Source organism: Streptomyces sp. 4N124 (genome assembly GCF_052245395.1).
In the GTDB taxonomy this organism is placed as follows: Bacteria; Actinomycetota; Actinomycetes; order Streptomycetales; family Streptomycetaceae; genus Streptomyces.
In genome coordinates, this window is the sequence record NZ_JBQQBS010000004.1 from 39,648 (window position 1) to 58,573 (window position 18,926).

At 71.4% G+C, this 18,926-nt stretch carries 15 protein-coding genes and 3 pseudogenes; 9 read left to right on the forward strand and 9 right to left on the reverse strand.

The genetic code is table 11. The annotated features are described in order from the left end of the window. Positions 1-32: 32 nt before the first annotated feature. A complete protein-coding gene (locus tag ACTWQO_RS05360; RefSeq protein ID WP_443236043.1) occupies positions 33-1,388 on the reverse strand; it encodes a dipeptidase in 1,356 nt (451 codons plus the stop codon). Positions 1,389-1,521: 133 nt separating this feature from the next. Here ACTWQO_RS05360 and ACTWQO_RS05365 point away from each other — a divergent pair, with 133 nt between their 5' ends. After that, positions 1,522-2,763: a geranylgeranyl reductase family protein gene (locus ACTWQO_RS05365; protein WP_443236044.1), complete on the forward strand. Its 1,242-nt coding sequence runs from the start codon at positions 1,522-1,524 to the stop codon at positions 2,761-2,763. On the opposite strand, the gene ACTWQO_RS05370 is transcribed toward ACTWQO_RS05365, so the two are convergent. Further along, the gene (locus ACTWQO_RS05370; RefSeq protein ID WP_443236045.1) at positions 2,753-3,208 is read right to left on the reverse strand and encodes a nitroreductase family deazaflavin-dependent oxidoreductase; all 456 of its coding nucleotides are present in this window, start codon (positions 3,206-3,208) and stop codon (positions 2,753-2,755) included. The genes ACTWQO_RS05365 and ACTWQO_RS05370 overlap by 11 nt on opposite strands. A 209-nt stretch (positions 3,209-3,417) precedes the next feature. Here ACTWQO_RS05370 and ACTWQO_RS05375 point away from each other — a divergent pair. Beyond that, positions 3,418-4,134: pseudogene (locus ACTWQO_RS05375) on the forward strand (TetR/AcrR family transcriptional regulator). Positions 4,135-4,225: 91 nt separating this feature from the next. Here the strand turns inward: ACTWQO_RS05375 and ACTWQO_RS05380 are convergent. After that, positions 4,226-5,041, reverse strand: a complete 816-nt coding sequence (locus ACTWQO_RS05380; protein WP_443236046.1) for an AfsR/SARP family transcriptional regulator — start codon at positions 5,039-5,041, stop codon at positions 4,226-4,228. 120 nt (positions 5,042-5,161) lie between these two features. On the opposite strand from ACTWQO_RS05380, the gene ACTWQO_RS05385 reads away from it, so the two are divergent. From ACTWQO_RS05385 to ACTWQO_RS05395, 3 genes are read left to right on the forward strand one after another with little or no spacing between them, the layout of a single operon-like run. Next, positions 5,162-7,315: an MMPL family transporter gene (locus ACTWQO_RS05385; RefSeq protein WP_443236047.1), complete on the forward strand. Its 2,154-nt coding sequence runs from the start codon at positions 5,162-5,164 to the stop codon at positions 7,313-7,315. Between the two features lie 53 nt (positions 7,316-7,368). After that, positions 7,369-8,598: a sensor histidine kinase gene (locus tag ACTWQO_RS05390; RefSeq protein WP_443236048.1), complete on the forward strand. Its 1,230-nt coding sequence runs from the start codon at positions 7,369-7,371 to the stop codon at positions 8,596-8,598. After that, a complete protein-coding gene (locus ACTWQO_RS05395) occupies positions 8,595-9,260 on the forward strand; it encodes a response regulator (protein WP_210571384.1) in 666 nt (221 codons plus the stop codon). The genes ACTWQO_RS05390 and ACTWQO_RS05395 overlap by 4 nt, the downstream gene beginning before the upstream one ends. Here ACTWQO_RS05395 and ACTWQO_RS05400 read toward each other — a convergent pair. After that, positions 9,221-9,396 (reverse strand): annotated as a pseudogene (locus ACTWQO_RS05400) (DUF6332 family protein); the annotation flags it as partial. The gene ACTWQO_RS05395 and the pseudogene ACTWQO_RS05400 sit on opposite strands and share 40 nt — an antisense overlap. Before the next feature lie 173 nt (positions 9,397-9,569). Further along, positions 9,570-11,048: an MFS transporter gene (locus ACTWQO_RS05405; RefSeq protein WP_443236049.1), complete on the reverse strand. Its 1,479-nt coding sequence runs from the start codon at positions 11,046-11,048 to the stop codon at positions 9,570-9,572. A gap of 87 nt (positions 11,049-11,135) precedes the next feature. Here ACTWQO_RS05405 and ACTWQO_RS05410 point away from each other — a divergent pair, with 87 nt between their 5' ends. Beyond that, on the forward strand, positions 11,136-11,540 hold the full coding sequence (locus ACTWQO_RS05410; protein WP_443236050.1) for a MarR family winged helix-turn-helix transcriptional regulator: 405 nt from the start codon (positions 11,136-11,138) through the stop codon (positions 11,538-11,540). Positions 11,541-11,546: 6 nt separating this feature from the next. Here ACTWQO_RS05410 and ACTWQO_RS05415 read toward each other — a convergent pair whose 3' ends face one another. Further along, entirely contained in the window at positions 11,547-12,296 is a 750-nt protein-coding gene (locus tag ACTWQO_RS05415; protein WP_443236051.1) for a maleylpyruvate isomerase family mycothiol-dependent enzyme, read from the reverse strand. Between the two features lie 143 nt (positions 12,297-12,439). Between ACTWQO_RS05415 and ACTWQO_RS05420 the strand changes: the two genes are divergently transcribed. Further along, complete coding sequence (locus tag ACTWQO_RS05420) at positions 12,440-13,105, forward strand: class I SAM-dependent methyltransferase (protein ID WP_443236052.1); 666 nt, start codon at positions 12,440-12,442, stop codon at positions 13,103-13,105. Positions 13,106-13,188: 83 nt separating this feature from the next. Further along, positions 13,189-13,665 (forward strand): GNAT family N-acetyltransferase, encoded by a 477-nt coding sequence (locus ACTWQO_RS05425; RefSeq protein WP_443236232.1) that lies wholly within the window; start codon positions 13,189-13,191, stop codon positions 13,663-13,665. On the opposite strand, the gene ACTWQO_RS05430 is transcribed toward ACTWQO_RS05425, so the two are convergent. Continuing rightward, positions 13,571-14,695, reverse strand: a complete 1,125-nt coding sequence (locus ACTWQO_RS05430) for an acyltransferase family protein (protein ID WP_443236053.1) — start codon at positions 14,693-14,695, stop codon at positions 13,571-13,573. The genes ACTWQO_RS05425 and ACTWQO_RS05430 overlap by 95 nt on opposite strands. Positions 14,696-14,890: 195 nt before the next feature. Next, on the reverse strand, positions 14,891-16,060 hold the full coding sequence (locus ACTWQO_RS05435) for an MFS transporter (protein WP_443236054.1): 1,170 nt from the start codon (positions 16,058-16,060) through the stop codon (positions 14,891-14,893). 105 nt (positions 16,061-16,165) lie between these two features. Between ACTWQO_RS05435 and ACTWQO_RS05440 the strand changes: the two are divergent. Continuing rightward, positions 16,166-16,581, forward strand: a pseudogene (locus ACTWQO_RS05440) (lytic polysaccharide monooxygenase). Between the two features lie 87 nt (positions 16,582-16,668). On the opposite strand, the gene ACTWQO_RS05445 reads toward ACTWQO_RS05440, so the two are convergent. After that, on the reverse strand, positions 16,669-18,885 hold the full coding sequence (locus tag ACTWQO_RS05445; protein WP_443236055.1) for a WD40/YVTN/BNR-like repeat-containing protein: 2,217 nt from the start codon (positions 18,883-18,885) through the stop codon (positions 16,669-16,671). Positions 18,886-18,926: the final 41 nt, after the last annotated feature.

Below are 18,926 nucleotides of genomic sequence, written 5' to 3' on the forward strand. Positions count from 1 at the left end.
GAGGTGGGAGGCGGGATACACCGTGGAGTGGCTCAGCTGCCCGCGTAATTGCGCAGGAACAGTGCCTCCGCCACCGACAGTCGCTCCAGCTCCTGCGGGGACACGCTCTCGTTCACCGCGTGGATCTGGGCCTCCGGCTCGCTGAGGCCGATGAGCAGGATCTCGGCGTTCGGGTAGAGGGCGGCGAGGGTGTTGCACAGGGGGATGGAACCGCCCTGGCCGGCGTACTGCATGTCCTGGCCCGGGTAGGCCACCGCCATCGCGTCCGCCATCGCCTGGTACGCCGGGCTGCTCGTGTCGGCGCGGAAGGCCTGGCCCCCGCCGACCTGCTCGGAGTGCACCCGGGCGCCCCACGGAGTGTGGGCCTCCAGGTGGGCCTGGAGCAGCTTGGTTGCCTCGGCCGCGTCCACGCCCGGCGGCACCCGCAGGCTGATCAGCGCGCGTGCGCTCGCCTGCACGGACGGGGTGGCGCCGACGACCGGCGGGCAGTCGATGCCGAGGACGGTGACGGCCGGGCGTGCCCAAAGGCGGTCGGCGACCGTGCCGGAGCCGATCAGCCCTACGCCGTCCAGAACCTTGGCGTCCGTGCGGAACTGCCCCTCGTCGTACTGCAGCCCGTCCCACGACGTCTCGTCGGTGAGCCCGTCGACCGTCGTCGAACCGTCTTCCGCGCGAAGCGAGTCCAGTACGCGGATCAGCGCGCCCAGCGCGTCGGGCGCGGCACCGCCGAACTGGCCGGAGTGCAGGTTGCCTTCGAGCGTGTCGATGCGGACGCGGACGAGGGTCATGCCGCGCAGGGTGGAGGTGACCGTCGGCAGGCCGACGCGGAAGTTGCCCGCGTCGCCGATGACGACGGTGTCGGCCTCCAGGAGCTCCGGGTGCTCCTCGGCGTACCGCTCCAGGCCGCCCGTACCCATCTCCTCCGAACCCTCGGCGATCACCTTGACGTGGACGGGTATGCCGCCGTTCGCCTTGAGCGCGCGCAGCGCGAGCAGGTGCATGATCACGCCGCCCTTGCAGTCGGCGGCACCGCGCCCGTACCAGCGGCCGTCACGCTCGGTCAGTTCGAAGGGCGGCGTGGTCCAGGCGGCCTCGTCGAGCGGCGGCTGCACGTCGTAGTGGGCGTAGAGCAGGACCGTCTTGGCGCCCTCGGGGCCGAGCAGGTAGCCGTAGACGGACTGCGTGCCGTCCGGGGTGTCGAGCAGGGCCACGTCCTGGAAGCCCTCGGCGCGCAGCGCGTCGGCGACCCAGTTCGCGGCGCCTTCGCTCTCGCTCTTCGGGAACTGGTCGAAGTCCGCCACCGATTTGAACGCCACCAGTTCGGTGAGCTCCGCCCGCGCCCTGGGCATCAGCGCGGCGACGGTCTCGGCGACCGGATTCGACGACATGGGCACGCTCCTTGTGGGTGCGACGTTGTGACGAGTAAGTGCTGTGATCCTCCCACAGCGGCCTCGGGCGACGGCCGCCGTAGGATGCGGGAGACAGGTGCGGCAGCGGCTTGATCGGGAGCAGTAGACCATCGTGAGCAGCGAGAACTCTTCGGCGGACGACGTGCGGCAGGTGTGGGACGTCGTCGTGGTGGGTGCGGGACCCGCGGGGGCCTCGGCCGCGTACGCGGCGGCGGTCGCGGGGCGCCGCGTCCTGTTGCTGGAGAAGGCCGAACTGCCGCGCTACAAGACATGCGGCGGCGGGATCATCGGCCCGTCGCGCGACTCCCTGCCGCCCGGCTTCGAGCTGCCGCTGCGGGACCGGGTGCACGCGGTCACGTTCTCCAACAACGGGCGTTTCACGCGTACACGCCGCTCCAAGCAGATGCTGTTCGGCCTGATCAACCGCTCCGAGTTCGACCAGCAGCTCGTCGAGCACGCGCAGAAGGCGGGCGCCGAGCTGCGTACGGGCGTCACCGTGGCGCGGGTCGAGCAGCACGGGTCGGCGGTGCCGGACCGGCGCACGGTCGCCGTCGTCCTGCAAGGCGGCGAGACGCTGCTCACGCGGGCGGTGGTGGGGGCCGACGGCAGCGCCAGCCGCATAGGGGCGCACGTCGGCGTGAAGCTCGGCCAGGTCGATCTGGGGCTGGAGGCGGAGATCCCGGTGCCGGAGACCGTCGCCGAGGACTGGAAGGGGCGGGTGCTCATCGACTGGGGGCCCCTGCCCGGCAGTTACGGGTGGGTGTTCCCCAAGGGGGACACGCTGACCGTCGGGGTCATCTCCGCGCGGGGCGAGGGCGCGGCGACGAAGCGGTACCTGGAGGACTTCGTCGGGCGGCTCGGGCTCGCCGGGTTCGAACCCAGCGTCTCCTCCGGCCACTTGACGCGCTGCCGCGCCGATGACTCGCCGCTGTCGCGCGGGCGGGTGCTGGTGTGCGGGGACGCGGCGGGGCTGCTGGAGCCGTGGACGCGCGAGGGCATCTCGTTCGCGCTGCGGTCGGGGCGGCTCGCGGGCGAGTGGGCGGTGCGGATCGCCGAGGCGAACGACGCGGTGGACACCCGGCGTCAGGCTCTGAACTACGCCTTCGCCATCAAGGCGGGGCTGGGCGTCGAGATGGCGGTCGGCAAGCGGCTGCTGACCGTGTTCGAGCGGCGCCCCGGTCTCTTCCACGCGGCGCTGACCGGCTTCCGGCCCGCCTGGAAGGCGTTCACGGACATCACGCGCGGGGCGACCTCGCTGGGCGAGATCGTCCGCTCGCATCCGATGGCCCAGCGCGCCCTGACCACGCTGGACCGCCGGCCCGTCGGCGGCGAGGCCGGCGAGGTCAGCTCTTGACCGTGACGCGGAACACCGGGTGGTCGGGGGCGATGCGCCGCAGTTCTTCGTTGGACGAGTCCGGGCCGACGCCCTTGAAGAACACACCGACCTCGGCCTTCCAGCGCTTGAGGTAGGCGCGCAGCAGCGGGGGCTTGTCGTCGTCGGCGACCTCGGTCGCGGTGAACGTCTCCACGTTCTTCCCGAGCCGCAGTTCACCGCCGCCCGCGGCCCGCATGTTGTGCGTCCACTGGACGTGGCCGCGGGGTGCGACGAGGTACTGCGTGCCGTCCACGGTGAGGAGGTTGACCGGTGTCGTGCGCCACTCGCCGCTCTTGCGGCCACGGACGGCGAGGACCCGGGAGCCCCAGACGCTGAGCCCGCGGCGCGTCATCCAGGCCACGGCGCGGTTGAAGACGTTGACGGTGAACCAGCCGGGCTTCTGGATGTGGGTGGACGTGGACATCTGGGCCCCCAGGGATTTGGTGGGAGAGCGGCGCTCGTTTGGGTGAGCGCCGATCGTGTTTGTGAGCACTGCTCTCGCTGCTCTCGCAGTCTGCCCGAGATTGGTGATCCAAAGCAAGAGCACTGCTCTCTTTTGCGTGTACTGCTCTTTTCTGCGTTGCCCGCTCTTGTTTGTGTGCACTGCTCCGAAAACATGGAACACTCCTTCGCATGAGGACCGCACAAGGAGCCCGCGCCCGAGCCAGGATCGAGGTCACCGCCGCCATCAAGCACGAGGCGCGCAGACAGCTCGCGGCCGAGGGTGCCGCCAAGCTCTCGCTGCGCGCCGTGGCCCGCGAACTCGGCATGGCCTCCTCCGCGCTCTACCGCTACTTCCCGAGCCGCGACGACCTGCTCACCGCCCTCATCATCGACGCCTACAACTCCATGGGCCAGAGCGCGGAGGCGGCGCACGAGAAGGCCGCGGACGCCGGGCCCGCACAGCGGTGGGTCACGGTGTGCGAGGCGGTACGCGCGTGGGCGCTGGGGCATCCGCACGAGTACGCGCTGATCTACGGTTCGCCGGTCCCCGGCTACACCGCGCCCGACGACACCGTCCCCGCCGCATCCCGGGTCGCCCTCGTCTTCATCGGCATCCTCCGCGACGCCTACCAGGGCCTCGGCCTCGCCAAGCCGCCGCTGCCCGCCGAACTGCGTCCCGAGGCCGAACGGATGGCGGCCGACTTCGCGCCCGACCTGCCGCCCTAGACGGTCAACGCACTCGTCGCGGCCTGGGCGCAGCTGTACGGGCTGGTCGGGTTCGAGCTGTTCGGTCAGTTCAACCGGGTCGTGGAGGACCGCGAGACGTTCTTCCGGCATGCGGTGGCTCAACTCGCCCATGGGGTGGGCCTGGTGTATCCGCGGAGCGCTCCGCGGGAAGTGCGGTGAGAGGTCGCCGGTCGTCTGCGGGTGCGTTGTGGCTGGTCGCGCAGTTCCCCGCGCCCCTGTCGGGGCGCTGCCGAACCGTCCGCTGCAAGCCCTACGGCACCGCAACCGCCGGCAGCAACTTCGGGTCCTGCCGCAGGATCCGCTCGTGCAGCGATCGCAGCGCGGGCCCCGGATCCGCGCCCATCGCCTCGGCGAGCCGTTGCCGCGCGGCCTCGTATGCGGTGAGCGCGTCCGTCGGGCGGCCGGTGCGGCACAGGGCCAGCATCAGCAGCTCGACGAGGCGCTCGCGCAGTGGGTGCGCCGCCACGAGCCGGACGAGTTCGTGGACGTACTCGAAGGACTGGCCGAGTTCGATCGCTCCGGCGAGCCGGGCTTCCAGGACGGTGAGCCGTTTCTCGGCCCAGCGCAGTCGCTCCGCCGCAAGGTAGGGCGCCTGCAGGCCCTCGGCGAAGTCGCCGCGCCACAACTCCTCGGCATGCCGGGCTAGTTCACCGGCCTGCCGCAGGTCGCCCGCGTCGCGTGCCGCCAGGGCCTGGTCCACCAGGCGGCGCCGTTCGCGCAGGTCGTCGGCCTCGGCTCCGGTGAGCAGGTATCCGGTGCCGGTCCACGACAGCTCCGGCCCGTCCCCGAGCGCGCGGCGCAGCCCGGAGACGTACTTCTGCACGAGGTTGCGCACATGCACCGGCGGCGCGCCGCCCCACACGGCCTCGACCAGACCGTCGTACGACAGGGGGCGCCCTTCCTGGAGCAACAGGACGGCGAGCACCGCGTGTTGCTTCGGTGGGCCGAGCGGGATCTCCACGCCGTCGCGTAACGCGCGCAGCGGGCCGAGCAGTTCGCAGCGCAGGGCGGGTGAAGCCGCCGTCGTCGCCGTGTGCGGGCCGCGCGCAGTCCCCGTTGTCCCCATGCGTCGAGCCTAACGCGCACCCCGTCTTCCAGCGGATCTTCCAGCGGATCTTCCAGCGGGCCTTCCAGCGACCCGGCCGACGGTGTGGGAGCACACCAGCCTCCATGGAAAGGCGACTTCATGCTCACTCGGCTCGGCCGACTCGCCGTGCGGTACAGCCGTGCCGTGCTGATCGGCGCGGTTCTCGTCCTCCTCGGCCTCGGTGCGTACGGCGCGGGCGCCCAGGACGACCTCGACCTCTCGGGATGGAGCGCCCCCGGGACCGAGTCCGTGCGCGCGGGAGACCGGCTGCGCGACGACTTCGGCACCGGCAACCCCAATCTCGCCCTGCTCGTCACTGCCCGCGACGGCGATGTGGACAGCCCGCGCACCGAACGGGCGGCCCGTGAACTGACCGCCGAGGTCGAGCAGTTGCCGCTCGTCACGGACGTCACCGCCTACTGGGAGGCCCGCAGCCCCGCCCTGCGCGGCGAGGACGGACGCCGTGCCCTGATCCTGGCCCACCTCGAAGGCACGCCCACCGAGATCCGTAAGGAACTCGGCGCATTGTCACCCCAGTTGACCCGCACCACACCCGTACTCGACGTCAGCGCCGGCGGCCAGGAGGAGATCTCCCGGCAGGTCAGTGCGCAGGCCCGCACCGACTTCCTGCGTGCGGAGGCCTTCGCGCTGCCCGCCGTGCTCCTTCTGCTGATCCTCGTCTACCGGCGCACCACGGCCGCCCTGCTGACCGTCGGAGTCGGCCTGTTCGCCGTCCTCGGCACTCTCGCCGGACTGCGTCTGCTCGCCCGCTTCACCGAGGTGTCGACGTTCGCCGCGAACCTGGCGCTCGTACTCGGCCTCGGACTCGGCGTGGACTACAGCCTGTTCGTGATCAACCGCTACCGCGAGGAACGCGCGGCGGGCCGGGATCAGCAGGCGGCGGTGGTCAGGGCGACCGTCATGGCCGGGCGGACCGTCGTGTTCAGCGGTGTCACGGTCGCGGTGTCGCTGTGTGCGCTGCTGGTGTTCCCGTTCTTCTTCCTGCGGTCGTTCGCGTACGCCGGTGTCCTCGTCGTGCTCTTCGCGGTCGCCGGAGCGGTGCTCCTCCTGCCCGCCGCGCTCGGACGCTGGGGTCACCGCGTGGAGCGTCCCACCGCACCCGCCTCCGGTTTCTGGCACCGCACGGCCCTCGCCGCCATGCGCCGCCCGCTCCTCGCCGGCGCCGGCGTCCTCACGATCCTGCTCGTCGCCGCATCGCCCCTGCTCGGCCTGCGCTTCGGCCTGCCCGACGAGCGCACGCTCCCCGAGGGCACGTCCTCGCGCACCACCTCCGAGATCGTCCACCGCGAGTTCGCCGCCGAACCCACGGACACCGTCCAGGTCGTCCTCGGCGAACCGGCCGACACGCGCGCGTACGCCGCCGAACTCTCCCGTCTCCCGGGCGTGTTCCAGGTCGACGCACCCGCGGGGGCCTACCGCGACGGGGCGCGCACCGCACCCCCCGGCCAGGACCGGCTGAGGGCACCCGACGGAAGCGTGCGCGTGGCCGTCGTACCCACCCAGCAGGCGATGTACGGCGACGTCCCCGCCTTCGTCGAACGCGTCAGAGACACCCCGGCCCCCGCTCCCGCCCTGGTCGGCGGCTACCCCGGCGAGATGACCGACTTCCGCTCCACCCTCCTCGACCGGCTCCCGCTCGCGATCGGGATCGTGCTGGTGGCGACGTACGTGATCCTCTTCCTGATGACCGGGAGCGTGCTGCTGCCCGCGAAGGCGACCGTGCTGAACCTTCTCAGCCTGTCGGTGATGTTCGGCTGTCTGGTGTGGGTCTTCCAGGACGGGCATCTGTCCGGGCTCCTCGGCTTCACCCCGACGGGCTCGATCGAGCCGAGCATCCCGGTGCTGATGTTCTGCGTGGCGTACGGACTGTCCATGGACTACGAGGTGTTCCTGCTCGCACGCATCAAGGAGGAGCACGAGCGCACCGGCGACACCGAGCGGGCGGTCGGCGAGGGCATCCGGCGCAGCGCTCCGCTGATCACCGCCGCTGCGGGGATCCTGGCGCTGTCGTTCCTGTCGTACGCCACCGGAGGCGTCGTCTTCCTCAAGGAACTCGGCATCGGGACCGCCCTGACGATCCTCGTCGACGCCACCCTCATCAGGGTCCTGCTGCTGCCGGTGACGATGCGGCTGGCGGGGCGGGCGAACTGGTGGGCGCCGAGGCGGCTGCGCCGGCTGCGGGTGCGGGAGGAGAAGGGGGAGGAGGACGTACTTCGCGGGGAGTACGTGTGATCACCCCGTCCGGCTGACGTCGCAGGCGGTCCGTGGCGTCTAGCGTTGCGGACATGGACAGGCTTCGGGTACGCGGTGGAGGCCCGCCGCCGTGGTGGCGGTACGGGCCGCCGTGGGCGCACCGCTGGGACGACGAGGAGCGGGGCGCCCGGTGGCCCTGGCGTTCCACCGCGGCGCTCACCGTGTTCGTGCTCGTCGGCTCGGGCTTCGCGGCTGAGGCGCAGGCCGGTGAACGCGCGGCGCTGGACCCCTTCGCGCGGGTGCTGCTGGTCGTGGCCTGCGTCCAACTGCTGTGGCGGCAGCGGTATCCGGTCGTCGTGGTCTTCGGCACGGCGACGGCCGCGATGGTCTACTTCGGCGCCGGGTACCCGTACGGGCCGATCTTCCTCGCCGTGGCCCTGGCCTGCTTCAGCGCCATCGTCACGGGGCACCGGCGGGCCGCCTGGGCGGCTGTGGGGATGCTCTGGGTCGGGCATGTGCTGATCGCGCACTGGCTGTACCGCTGGCTGCCGCCGTCCGGGGACGGGCCTCAGCCCTGGGGGACGGAGGGGGTCGTCGCGGCCTGGGTGGTCGCCATCGTGGCGCTGGCCGAGCTGGTCAGGGTCCGGCGGGAGCAGTGGGCCCGGGAGCGGGACGAGCGCGCCCAGGCGGCGAAACGGCGTGCCGACGAGGAGCGGCTGCGGATCGCGCGCGAGCTGCACGACGTCCTCGCGCACAGCATCTCGGTCATCAACGTCCAGGCGGGCGTCGGTCTCGCGCTCCTCGACTCCGACCCCGAGCAGGCGCGCACCGCGCTCAGCACCATCAAGGCCGCCAGCAAGGAGGCGCTCGGCGAGGTCCGCCAGGTCCTCGACACGCTGCGCACACCGGGTGACGCGCCGCGCGCGCCGGCACCCGGCCTCGACCGGCTGCCCGAACTGGTGGAGCAGGCGGCGAGCGCGGGCCTCTCCGTCGAGGTCGAGGGCGAGTCCCCGCCGCTGCCGCCCGGCGCGGACCTCGCGGCGTTCCGTATCGTCCAGGAGGCCCTCACCAATGTCGTACGGCACTCGGGCTCGCGGCACGCGCGCGTACACCTCGATCAGGAGGTCGGGGCGCTACGGCTGCGGATCGACGACGACGGGCCCGCGACCGGCGCCGACGCGGGCGGCAGCGGCAACGGACTGGCCGGAATGCGGGAGCGGGCCGCGGCCCTCGGTGGCACGATCGAGGCGGGACCGCGCGACGACGGCGGATTCCGCGTGCTGGCGGTACTGCCGCTCAATGCCAAGGAGGACGACGGGTGATCCGCGTACTGCTCGCCGACGACCAGTCGCTGGTCCGCGCAGGCTTCAAGGCGCTGCTCGACGCCCAGCCGGACATCGAGGTCGCGGGGGAGGCCGCCGACGGTGAGGAGGCGTTGCGCATGGTGCGCGAACTGCGTCCCGATGTCGTCCTCATGGACATCCGCATGCCCAAGCTCGACGGGCTGGCCGCGACCCGCCGTATCACCGACGAGGCCGAGCTGAAGGACGTCAAGGTCGTCATGCTCACCACCTTCGAGCTCGACGAGTACGTCTTCGAGGCGATCCGTTCCGGTGCCTCCGGCTTCCTGGTCAAGGACACCGAGCCGGAGGAACTGCTGCGCGCCGTGCGGGCGGTGGTCGGGGGCGACGCGCTGCTCTCGCCGGGCGTGACGCGCCGCCTGATCGCCGAGTTCGCCGCCCGCTCGAAGGAGCCCGCGGCCGCCGACGCCCTCGGCGAACTCACCGAGCGGGAACGGGAGGTGATGGCGCTGGTCGGCATCGGCCTGTCCAACGACGAGATCGCCCGCCGTCTGGTCGTCAGCCCGCTCACCGCGAAGACCCACGTCAGCCGCACGATGGTGAAGCTGGGCGCCCGGGACCGGGCCCAACTCGTCGTGCTGGCCTACGAGTCGGGGCTGGTGCGGCCGGGCTGGCTGGGCTGAGGCGGCTGCCGGAAGCGGAGCAGCACGCTGACGACGCGGGCGGCGAAGAGCACCGGCGCGAGCACGAGTCCGGTGCGTAGTGCAACGTCTCCATGGTGCCGGGCAGTTCGAAGAGCAGCGCCGGACCGGCGACGGCCCGTTTTCGCTCATCCGTGCAGTGTCACAGGCGTGCGCCCGGCGGAGCAAGCAGGCTCCGCCGGACGCACGCAGGGGCAGGCCGCGCCCCAAAGGGGCGCGGGGAACTGCGCGACTAGCCACAATGGCGCCGCAGACGACCGACGGCCCATCGCCGCACAGCCAGCGGAGCGCCTAGTCGCGTACGGACACGCGCTCCGCCTCCTGCGGGGTGGACTTGGCGACCACGACGGACTGCCGCGGACGACGGGCGGGCCGCAGCCCGGTGAGCGTGATCAGCAACCCGGCGACGGCGATACCCGTCACGACGACCAGGCCGGGCCGGTAGCTGTCGAGGACGGCCTGCGGGGTGGCGTCCTCGGGAGCGCCCGCGGTGACCACCGCCGTCACGATGGCCAGGAAGATCGCGCCGCCCACCTGGACCGAGGTGTTGAGCAGACCGGAGACCATGCCCTGCTCGTGGTCGTCGACACCGTTGGTGGCCTGGATGTTGAGCGACGGGAAGACCAGGGCGCAGGCCGCGCCGATGAGCAGCATCGACGGCAGGATCACGGCGGCGTACACGGGGTCGAGGTCGACCTGGAGGAACAGGGCGTACCCGATGACCATCAGCCCGAAGCCCGCCGGGAGGAGCCGCTGGGTGCCGAACCGGTCGACGATCGAGCCCATCTTCGTCGCGGACAGTGCCACCAGCGCGCCCGCGGGCAGGAAGGCGAGCGCGGTGTGCAGCGCGGACCAGCCGAGCAGCGACTGCATGTACAGGGTGACCAGGAACTGGAAGCTGACGTACGACCCGAAGAAGAGCATCGCGCCGAGTTGGGCGCGGATCTGGATGCCGGAGCGCAGCACGCCGAGCCGGACGAGCGGGCCCGGCGAGCGCCGCTCGACCAGGACGAACACGGTGAGGAGCACGGCGACGGCGAGGAAGGACAGCAGCGTGCGGGCCGACGCCCAGCCGACCTCCGGTGCCTGGACGACGGTGAAGACGAGCAGCAGCATCGACGCGGTGCCGAGGATGGCGCCGGGAATGTCGTAACCGTTGTGGTCCTTCTCGCGGGCGCTGCGCGGCAGCAGCTTCAGGCCCGCGATCAGGGCGATCAGGGCGATGGGCGCGGGCAGCAGCATGGTCAGGCGCCAGCTGGCCTCGGTGAGCAGACCGGACAGCACCAGGCCCATGGAGAAACCGGTGGCCGCGCAGGTGGTGTAGATGGACAGGGCCCGGTTGCGCAGCGGGCCCTCGGGGAAGGTCGTGGTGATGATCGACAGGCCGGCGGGCGCCGTGAACGCCGCGCTCAGGCCCTTGATGAAGCGGCTGGCGATCAGCAGCGGGCCCGAGTCGACGAGCCCGCCGAGCAGCGAGGCGAGCGCGAAGACACCCAGGGCGACCAGGAAGACCTGGCGCCGGCCCAGCAGGTCGGCGGTCCGTCCGCCGAGCAGCAGCAGGCCGCCGTATCCCAGGATGTAGCCGCTGACGATCCACTGCAGCGTCGAGGTGGACAGACCGAGATCGGCGCCTATGGACGGCAGGGCGACGCCGACCATCGACACGTCCAGCGCGTCCAGGAACATCGCGGCGCAGAGCACCAGCAGGGTGCCCCACAGCCGGGGCGTCCAGCGTCCGTCGGACGTGGGGGTGGTGAGCGGAGAGGTCATGGCGACGACACTACATGCGCATGCATCGAATGCAAGCGCATTTAATTCTGATGCAACAAAGCCGCTTCTCTGCTACGGTGCCGCGCTATGGCGGCGAAGAAGCCCGAACAGGTGCTCGTGGAACAGTGGCGTGACATGCTCGCACTCCATGCGCGCACACAGTGCGAACTCGACCGCGCTCTCCATCAACACGGCCTGTGCGCAAGCGACTTCGAGGTACTCGACGTCCTGGCCGAGGCGCGCGCGGTGGACGGCACCTGTTCCTACCGCGTCCAGGAGATCTCCGAGCGGGTCCACCTCACCCAGAGCGCACTGTCCCGGCTGGTCGCCCGGCTCGAGAAGGACGGTCTCGTCGAGCGCGGCATGTGCCCGGAGGACCGGCGGGGCGTCAAGGTGGCCCTCACCCCGAAGGGGCGCTCACTGCACGGCGAGGTGCTGCCGGTGCAGCGCGAGGTGCTGACGCGCATGCTCGCCGGGCACAGCGCCACGTGACGCGGCTCAGCTCCATGTGACGGCGGACTTCTCCCGCCACAGCGCGGCGAGCGAGGCGTCGCCGGTGACGGCGGGGAACGGCAGCCGGTTCCAGAGCGACAGATAGAGCCGGGCCGCCGGACCACTGATCTCGCAGTCGGCGGCGATCGCCTCCGAGGCATCGTCGCGGGTGGCCGCGGGCGGCTCCGGAGACAGTCGTACGGTCCACACCGCGCCGTCCGCGTCCGTCGCCCGCACCCGCAGCACCCGGGACTCATCGGTGCGCACCCTGCTCTTGGGGCGGGCGTGGAAGGCGAGCAACAGTTCGTCGATGCCGTCCACCGCGAAGGCGGGCGCGATCTCCGACGGCGTACCGCCGCGGGCCGCCTCGGCGTCGAAACGGTGCACCGTGGTCTCGTGCGCCTGCCTGCGCGCCCAGAACGCCAGCGGCGACGGCGCGGGCAGGAAATGCCAGCACTTCACGTCGGGAGCCGCGTTGGAGAGGGTGCTGACGAGATGCCGGTGCCCGTCCCGGAACCAGGTCACGAGCTCGGCGCCGTCGAGGTCGGGCAGGCCGTCGTCAGGGTGATAGGAGGGGTACCCCTCGTTCACGAACCCCGCCGCCCAGCGGTGCACCATCCCCGTGTGCCGCAGCAGGTCCCGCACCTGCCAGTCCGGGCACGTCGGCACCTTGACACCGGTGCCGGCCTCCTCGGCGGCCGAGGCCAGCGCCTGGCCCTCCCGGTCGAGGATCTGTACGAACTCGGCTGTCTCCATGCGCCGAGTGTGCCGTATGGAGTGCGGTCGAAGGGAAGAGCGCAGAGGCTGGAGATCGGGCCGCCGGGTTCCCCGGCAACCCGGCGCGTGGACCTTAGGCTGCCCTCGGCCCCGTCGGGGCTTCGCGAAACGGAGGAGTACCGATGGGCGAGCGGGAGCAGGACGAGGCACTGGCTCGGGGGCAACGGCTGCACTGGCAGCGCACGTACGCCGGCCACCCGGGCATGTACGGCGACGAGCCGTCCGCCCCCGCCGTGTACGCAGCCGAGGTCTTCCGGCGGGCGGGCGCACACGAGGTGCTGGAGCTGGGCGCGGGGCACGGACGCGACGCCCTGTACTTCGCCGGCGAGGGCTTCGCCGTGCACGCCACCGATTTCAGCGCCGAGGGCCTGGAGCAACTCCGCGCCCGGGCGGCCGGATCCGGTCTGTCGGTGACGACGACGGTCCACGACGTACGCGAGGCGCTTCCGCTGCCCGACGCGTCCGAGGACGGGGTGTTCGCCCACATGCTGCTGTGCATGGCCCTGTCCACCGAGGAGATCCACGCCCTCGTCAGCGAGGTACGCCGCGTGCTGCGCCCCGGCGGCGCCTTCGTCTACTCCGTCCGCCACATCGGCGACGCCCACTACGGCGTCGGCGTCTCCCACGGCGACGACATCTTCGAGCACGGCGGCTTCGCGGTGCACTTCTTCGACCGCACGCTGGTGGAGGAACTGGCCGAGGGCTGGGAAGGCGTCGACGTGTACGCCTTCGAGGAGGGCGAACTGCCGCGCCGGCTGTGGCGGGTGACGCAGCGGCTGCCGGGGTGAGGGCTTCTGCTTGAGATACTCCGGCCATGGACCCAAGTGCGCAGGTGAACGCGGTACAGCAGGGTGGGACGGCGGGCCGTCCCATGGGATGGGCCCTGCGTGCCGCTGAGCCGGCGGATGTCGAGGCGATCGCGGAGCTGCGGGCGACGGTGATGCGCCCGGATCTGGAGCGGTTGGGACGGTTCGACGAGCATCGGGTCCGGCAGCGGCTGCGGGATTCCTTCTCGCCGCAGCACACGTCGGTCATCGTGGCCGAGGGCGCCTTCGCGGGCTGCGTCACCGTGCGCCCGGCCGAGGACGGGCGGTGGCTGGAGCACTTCTATCTCGCTCCGCGGCTCCAGGGCCGGGGACTCGGGTCGGCCGTCCTGCGCACACTGCTGCGGCGGATCGACGCCGACCACATGCCCGTCCGCCTGAACGTCCTGCGGGGCAGCGCCGCCCGACGGCTGTACGAGCGCCACGGGTTCACCGTAGAAGCTCAGGACCCGATCGATCTCTATATGGTGCGACGGCCGCCTGAGGGCTCCCTCGGAACGCGTTCTGCCGGAAAGCCCAGCTGATCCTCGGTTCCACGGCGAAGCGGAAGACCTGCCGCACGGGCGGCGTGCACAGCACGGTGACGACACCGGCCGCCACCACGGTGACGGCGATGGCGCCCAGCGGCCCATGGACCCAGGCGGGGTCGTACCAGCCCCAGAACTTGGAGCCCTGAGCCACGAACCCGTGCAGCAGATAGCCGTACAAGGTGCCCGCGCCCAGCACGGTGAACCACATGCGCCGCCCCGGCACCCAGGCGAGGAAACAGGCGACCAGGAGCATCGAGCAGCCGAAGGTGACCAGCGTCATCACGGGCCCGTACCAGGCCGGTGCGCCGAGTTCCGGGGCGCTGTCACGGTGGTAGAACCAGGCACTGGTCATCCGGGGCACCGCCCAGTACGCCGCGACGAAAGCGCACATGAACACCGGCACGGCCAGAATCCGCACCGCACGCCGCCGGACCAGCCGGAAGTGCTCGGGCTTCAGGGACAGGCCCAGCACGAAGTACGGCAGGAACTGCAAGGCGCGCTGCAGATCGAGGTCGTTGCCGATGCTCGGCGCCATGGTCGCCAGCATCGCGACGGCGAGGGCGACCGGCAGGGGCCTGCGCACCGACCGCCACAGCGGCGTGGTCAGCCGCCAGATGACCAACGCCACCAGGAACCACGTCAGATACAGGGGATCCAGCAAGGTGACGGGACGGTCCGGCACCTGGTCGGTCCACCGGGTGAAGAGGGTGTACGCCGTCTCGAACACGACGTACGGGACGACCACACCGGTCACCAGCCGTTTGAGCTGCTCCGGGCGCGCGTCGAAACCACGCGAGAAATAGCCGGAGATGACGATGAACGCCGGCATGTGGAAGGCGTACACGAGTGTGTAGAGCGCCATGACGGTCCGGCTTCCGTCACGCAGCGGCTCCCAGGCGTGTCCCATCGCCACCAGCACGATCGCCAGATACTTGGCGTTGTCGAAGAACGCGTCGCGCTGCTTGGTCTCCTCGCGCGCCGGGGTCTCGTCGCGGTCGCGTGCGGTGTCCGTGGCCTGGTTCACCACACCGCCCCCTGCGCAGAGCGCAGCGGATGAGCGCCATGGGATGCAGGTCCTGGCGGGCGGTTGGATACAGGTCTTACCGGAGTGACTGCTGTGACGAAGCTGCGCGACATCCCGTGCGCCTCACCGATTCGTCACAACGCAAACCTCTCGATACGAGGAGCAGTGCCGACTCCGTAGCCGAGCCCCCGCGCCTCAGCCGGCCGCCGCACGCCGCGTCACGACGGCGATGAGCGCGGCTGCCGCCGCCAGTGCCGCCACGCTGGTGAGGGCGGTGGGAAGGGAGAACCAGTCCGCCATGAACCCGATGGCGGGCGGGCCCAGGAGCATGCCGCCGTAGCCGAACGTGGACGCGATGGCGACCCCGTCTGGGCCGGCCAGTGCGCCCGCGCGTTCGACGGCGACAGGGAAGAGATTGGCCAGACCGAGTCCGGCGATCACGAAACCGAGGAGGGCCGCCCAGAGTGCGGGAGCGAGGGCGCCGAGCAGCATGCCGGCGGCGGCGGTCGTGCCGCCGTACACCAACGTGCGCGTCTGGCCGAGGCGTTCGAGCAACTGGGTGCCGGTGAGCCGCCCGATGGTCATGGCGAGCGCGAAGCAGGAATAGCCGACCGCCGCGACACCCGCCGTGGCGTCCAGATCCTGCTCCAGGTGCAGCGCGCTCCAGTCGGCCAGGGCTCCCTCGCCGTAGGCCGTGCACAGCGCGATGAGGCCGAAGGTGATCACGAGCGGGCGGGTACGGGACCCCGGTCGGCGCGGCGCCGACTCCCCTCGCGGTGCACTCTCGGGCGATTCTGGGGGCTGGATACGCAGCAGCGTGCGGCCCGCGAGCACGGTGACGAGCAGCCCGATCAGCGTGAGGCCGAGCAGGTGCGGCGTCGGAGTCAGCGCACCGGCGACGAGCGCACCGAGCCCGGCGCCGATCATGCCGCCGAGGCTGAACGCCGCATGGAAGCTGGGCATGACGGGGCGTTGCAGGGCTCGTACCAAGTCGACTGCGGCGCTGTTGAACGCCACGTTGATCCCGCCGTACGCGGCACCGAAGACCAGCAGGACGGCCCCGAGTGCCGGCACGGAGTGGGTGAGCGGGGGCAGTGCGACGCTGAGGGAGAGCAGGATTCCGCAGATCACGGTCATCGGGTGGCTGCCGAAGCGACGGCACAGGCGGCCGGTGACCATCATCGTCACGACCGCGCCGGCGGAGACGCCGAGGAGGGCGAGGCCGAGTGCGCTGCTGGACGCGTTGGTCTGCTCCTTGATGGCCGGGATGCGCACGACCCAGCCGGCGAAGATGAAGCCGTCGAGGGCGAAGAAGACGGTGAGGGCGATACGGAGTCGGGTGAGGTCGCTTCGGTTGCCCGGCACGGCGTTGTGCGTTCGGGCTTTGTTTATTAGCGGCACAAAGTCAGGCTAGGGCGTGTGTGGAGGCAAGGCAAGGCTGTCGATCGCCGGTCGGTCGGGGTGGGAAGAGTGGCGCAATCGGACGTCGCGCCCCCGTTTTGCTGGCAGGCGTGGCAGGACAACCCGAACGCCATGTGGAACTGGAACGGCCTGTACCGCAACGGCTCCGGCGGCCAACTCCCTGGACACCGTCGGCCCTTGGAAGACGACGGACATCGGCAGCAGCGACTTCACCGTGCGCCTGTACGACCAGGCCAGCCATGGCGCGGACTACTTCCTCGTCTACGTCACCCGCCAGGGCTTCGACCCGAACACCCAGCCGCTGACCTGGAGCGACCTCCAACTACTCGATCGACGTGAGCATGCCGGGCCTCACCGGTCGCCACGTCGTCTACACGATCTGGCAGGCATCGCACATGGACCAGACGTACTTCCTGTGCAGCGACGTGAACTTCACCCGGACCGGGACGCCGAGCGTCCAGTAACCGTCCGAGCTGTCCGTGTCGTACCGGGCCCGGGGCAGCGAGTACTCGATGGTCGGCGAGCGGTACGGCTCTGACCGTCCCCGCCCCTCAGAGCGTGGTCAGCTCGTAGAACCCCCTCCCGAACGTCGCCGCCACCAGCCGGTGGTGCCCCGCGTCGTACTCGATGTCGTCCACCGGCACCTGCGGCATGCCGCGGCCCAGGCGCAGCCAGCGCCCGCCGCCCGTCACGGACGTGAACACGCCCTGATCGGTGGCGATATGGAGGACACCGCTACGGGCCACGACCAAGTCGTTGACGGGGGCCGCCGGGAGGTTGCCCGACAGGTCGCGCCAGTGCCGGCCGCCGTCGGCGCTGCCGTACACGTGGGGGAGCGGGTCGCCGGAGCGGTAGCCGGAGTGGGTGGTCCACACCCGGTCGGGGTTCTTCGGATCGACGACCACCCGGGTGACCCAGGGGCGCCCCTCAGCCAGCTTCGTCCAGGTGGCGCCCAGGTCCCTGGTGACCCAGACGCGGCCGTCGTCCGTGCCCACGTAGACCGTGCGGCCGTCGGACGCGGGGGCGATGGAGGTGATGGTGCCGTAGTTGGGGTAGAGCGGGTCGGAGCCCGGACCGCCGCTCAGGTCGGGGCTGACGGTCTGCCAGGTCTCGCCGCCGTCCGTGGAGCGGTTGAGGACCTCGGAGCCGTAGTAGAGGACCTTCGGGTCACGCGGATCGAAAGCCATCGGCGTGAACCAGTTGCGGCGCTGGAACGTCGTCCGGTCGGCGAAGTACGTAAGGGTGTCGCCGCCGTCGGTGGAGCGGAAGCAGTTGCCGTACTGGTAGCAGGCGAAGACGTTGTTCACGTCGGCCGGGTTGATCAGGTTCTCCTCGCCGTCCCCGCCCAGGTACTCGTTGAACTTCTCCCCGCCCCAGGAGCGCAGCGAGCCGTTGTCCTGCGCGCCGCCCGAGATCCGGGTGACGTCCTGCGGGGTGATCGCCGCGCTGTAGAGCTGGGTGTACGGCTGGTGGCGGGACTTGACCCAGCCGCCGTCGCCGCGCGCGTCGGAGCGATAGACGCCGCCGTCGTTGCCGAGGTAGACGCGGTCGGCGCGGCGCGGGTCCCACACCATGGCGTGGTGGTCGACGTGCATGCTTGTGTCGTCGGCGCTCCAGGTGGCGCCGCCGTCCTTGGTGGTCAGCAGGGCGACCCCGGCCACGTGCACGTGCTCGGCGTCCCGGGGGTCGATCCACACCTTCCCGAACCACCAGCCGAAGCTGGACTGCGAGTTGGTGAGGTCGTCGTTGGCGGGTGTGCGGGTCCAGTTGTCGCCGCCGTCGTCGGAGGCGTAGAAGCCCTCGAAGGAGCCGTTGGCCTTGTTGGCGATGGCGTAGAGCCGGTCGCCCGCGACGCCCAGGCCGATGCGTCCCACATCGGGGCCCACGGCGGGCAGTCCGCCGCCCAGCCGCTCCCAAGTCTCGCCGCCGTCCGTGCTGCGGAAGACGCCGGAGCCGACACCGCCGTACGTGCGCAGATCGGGGCGGCGGCGCTTGTCCCACAGCACGGCGTACAGGCGGTCGCCGTCCGCCACGATCTCGGTGGCGCCGGTGAACTCGTTGGCACCGGCGAGGATCCGCTCCCAGGTCGCGCCGCCGTCCTCCGAGCGGTACACGCCCCTGTCGCCGCCGCCGTTGTAGAGCGAGCCGGCCGCGGCCACGTAGATGCGGCGCGGGTTGGCCGGGTCGACGGTGATGGCGCTGATCGCCCCGGAGTCGCGCAGGCCGAGCGGCGTCCAGCTCCGGCCGCCGTCCCGGCTCCGGTACAGGCCCGTCCCCTCGTACGTGACGCTGCCGCCGCCCGGGTTGGGCTCGCCAGTGCCCACGTACAGGGTGCCGTCCGGGGCGGCCGTGACCGCGCCCATGGCCTGCGTCCAGCTGTCGGGCCACACCGAGTGGAACGTGGCCCCGGCGTCCGTGCTGCGCCACAGACCGCCGCTCGCGGCCGCCGCGTACAGGGTGTCGGCGCGCTTGGGGTCGAGTGCGAGGGAGACGACCCGGCCGCCGATGTTCGTGGGGCCGGCGTTCTTCCAGCGGCCGCCGACGACCGGCAGCTTCCGGGCCTGCGCCGCGGCCAGGTCGTGTGCGTGGCGGGGGATCGACTCGCCGGGCACGGTCTTCTGGGCGTAGCGGTACTCGGCGGGCGCGGACGGCCCGCGCACCGGCCGGTACACGTCGGAGGGGCCGGGCGGGGCCGCGCTCGCGGGTGCGGTGAGCAGCGAGGCGCCGGTGACCGCGGTGAGTACCAGCGCAAGCAGACCTCTGCCCATGAGAACCCTTCCGTCACATTGGCCACATCAAACGCGAACGA

What these genes read in the sequence shown, in the direction of transcription:
- ACTWQO_RS05425 (WP_443236232.1), top strand. Translation starts at nt 13,189, where the DNA reads ATGGGATGGGCCCTGCGTGCCGCTGAGCCGGCGGATGTCGAGGCGATC.
- ACTWQO_RS05445 (WP_443236055.1), bottom strand. Translation starts at nt 18,885, where the DNA reads ATGGGCAGAGGTCTGCTTGCGCTGGTACTCACCGCGGTCACCGGCGCC.
- ACTWQO_RS05360 (WP_443236043.1), bottom strand. Translation starts at nt 1,388, where the DNA reads ATGTCGTCGAATCCGGTCGCCGAGACCGTCGCCGCGCTGATGCCCAGG.
- ACTWQO_RS05370 (WP_443236045.1), bottom strand. Translation starts at nt 3,208, where the DNA reads ATGTCCACGTCCACCCACATCCAGAAGCCCGGCTGGTTCACCGTCAAC.
- ACTWQO_RS05410 (WP_443236050.1), top strand. Translation starts at nt 11,136, where the DNA reads ATGGCGGCGAAGAAGCCCGAACAGGTGCTCGTGGAACAGTGGCGTGAC.
- ACTWQO_RS05385 (WP_443236047.1), top strand. Translation starts at nt 5,162, where the DNA reads ATGCTCACTCGGCTCGGCCGACTCGCCGTGCGGTACAGCCGTGCCGTG.
- ACTWQO_RS05405 (WP_443236049.1), bottom strand. Translation starts at nt 11,048, where the DNA reads ATGACCTCTCCGCTCACCACCCCCACGTCCGACGGACGCTGGACGCCC.
- ACTWQO_RS05380 (WP_443236046.1), bottom strand. Translation starts at nt 5,041, where the DNA reads ATGGGGACAACGGGGACTGCGCGCGGCCCGCACACGGCGACGACGGCG.
- ACTWQO_RS05390 (WP_443236048.1), top strand. Translation starts at nt 7,369, where the DNA reads ATGGACAGGCTTCGGGTACGCGGTGGAGGCCCGCCGCCGTGGTGGCGG.
- ACTWQO_RS05420 (WP_443236052.1), top strand. Translation starts at nt 12,440, where the DNA reads ATGGGCGAGCGGGAGCAGGACGAGGCACTGGCTCGGGGGCAACGGCTG.
- ACTWQO_RS05415 (WP_443236051.1), bottom strand. Translation starts at nt 12,296, where the DNA reads ATGGAGACAGCCGAGTTCGTACAGATCCTCGACCGGGAGGGCCAGGCG.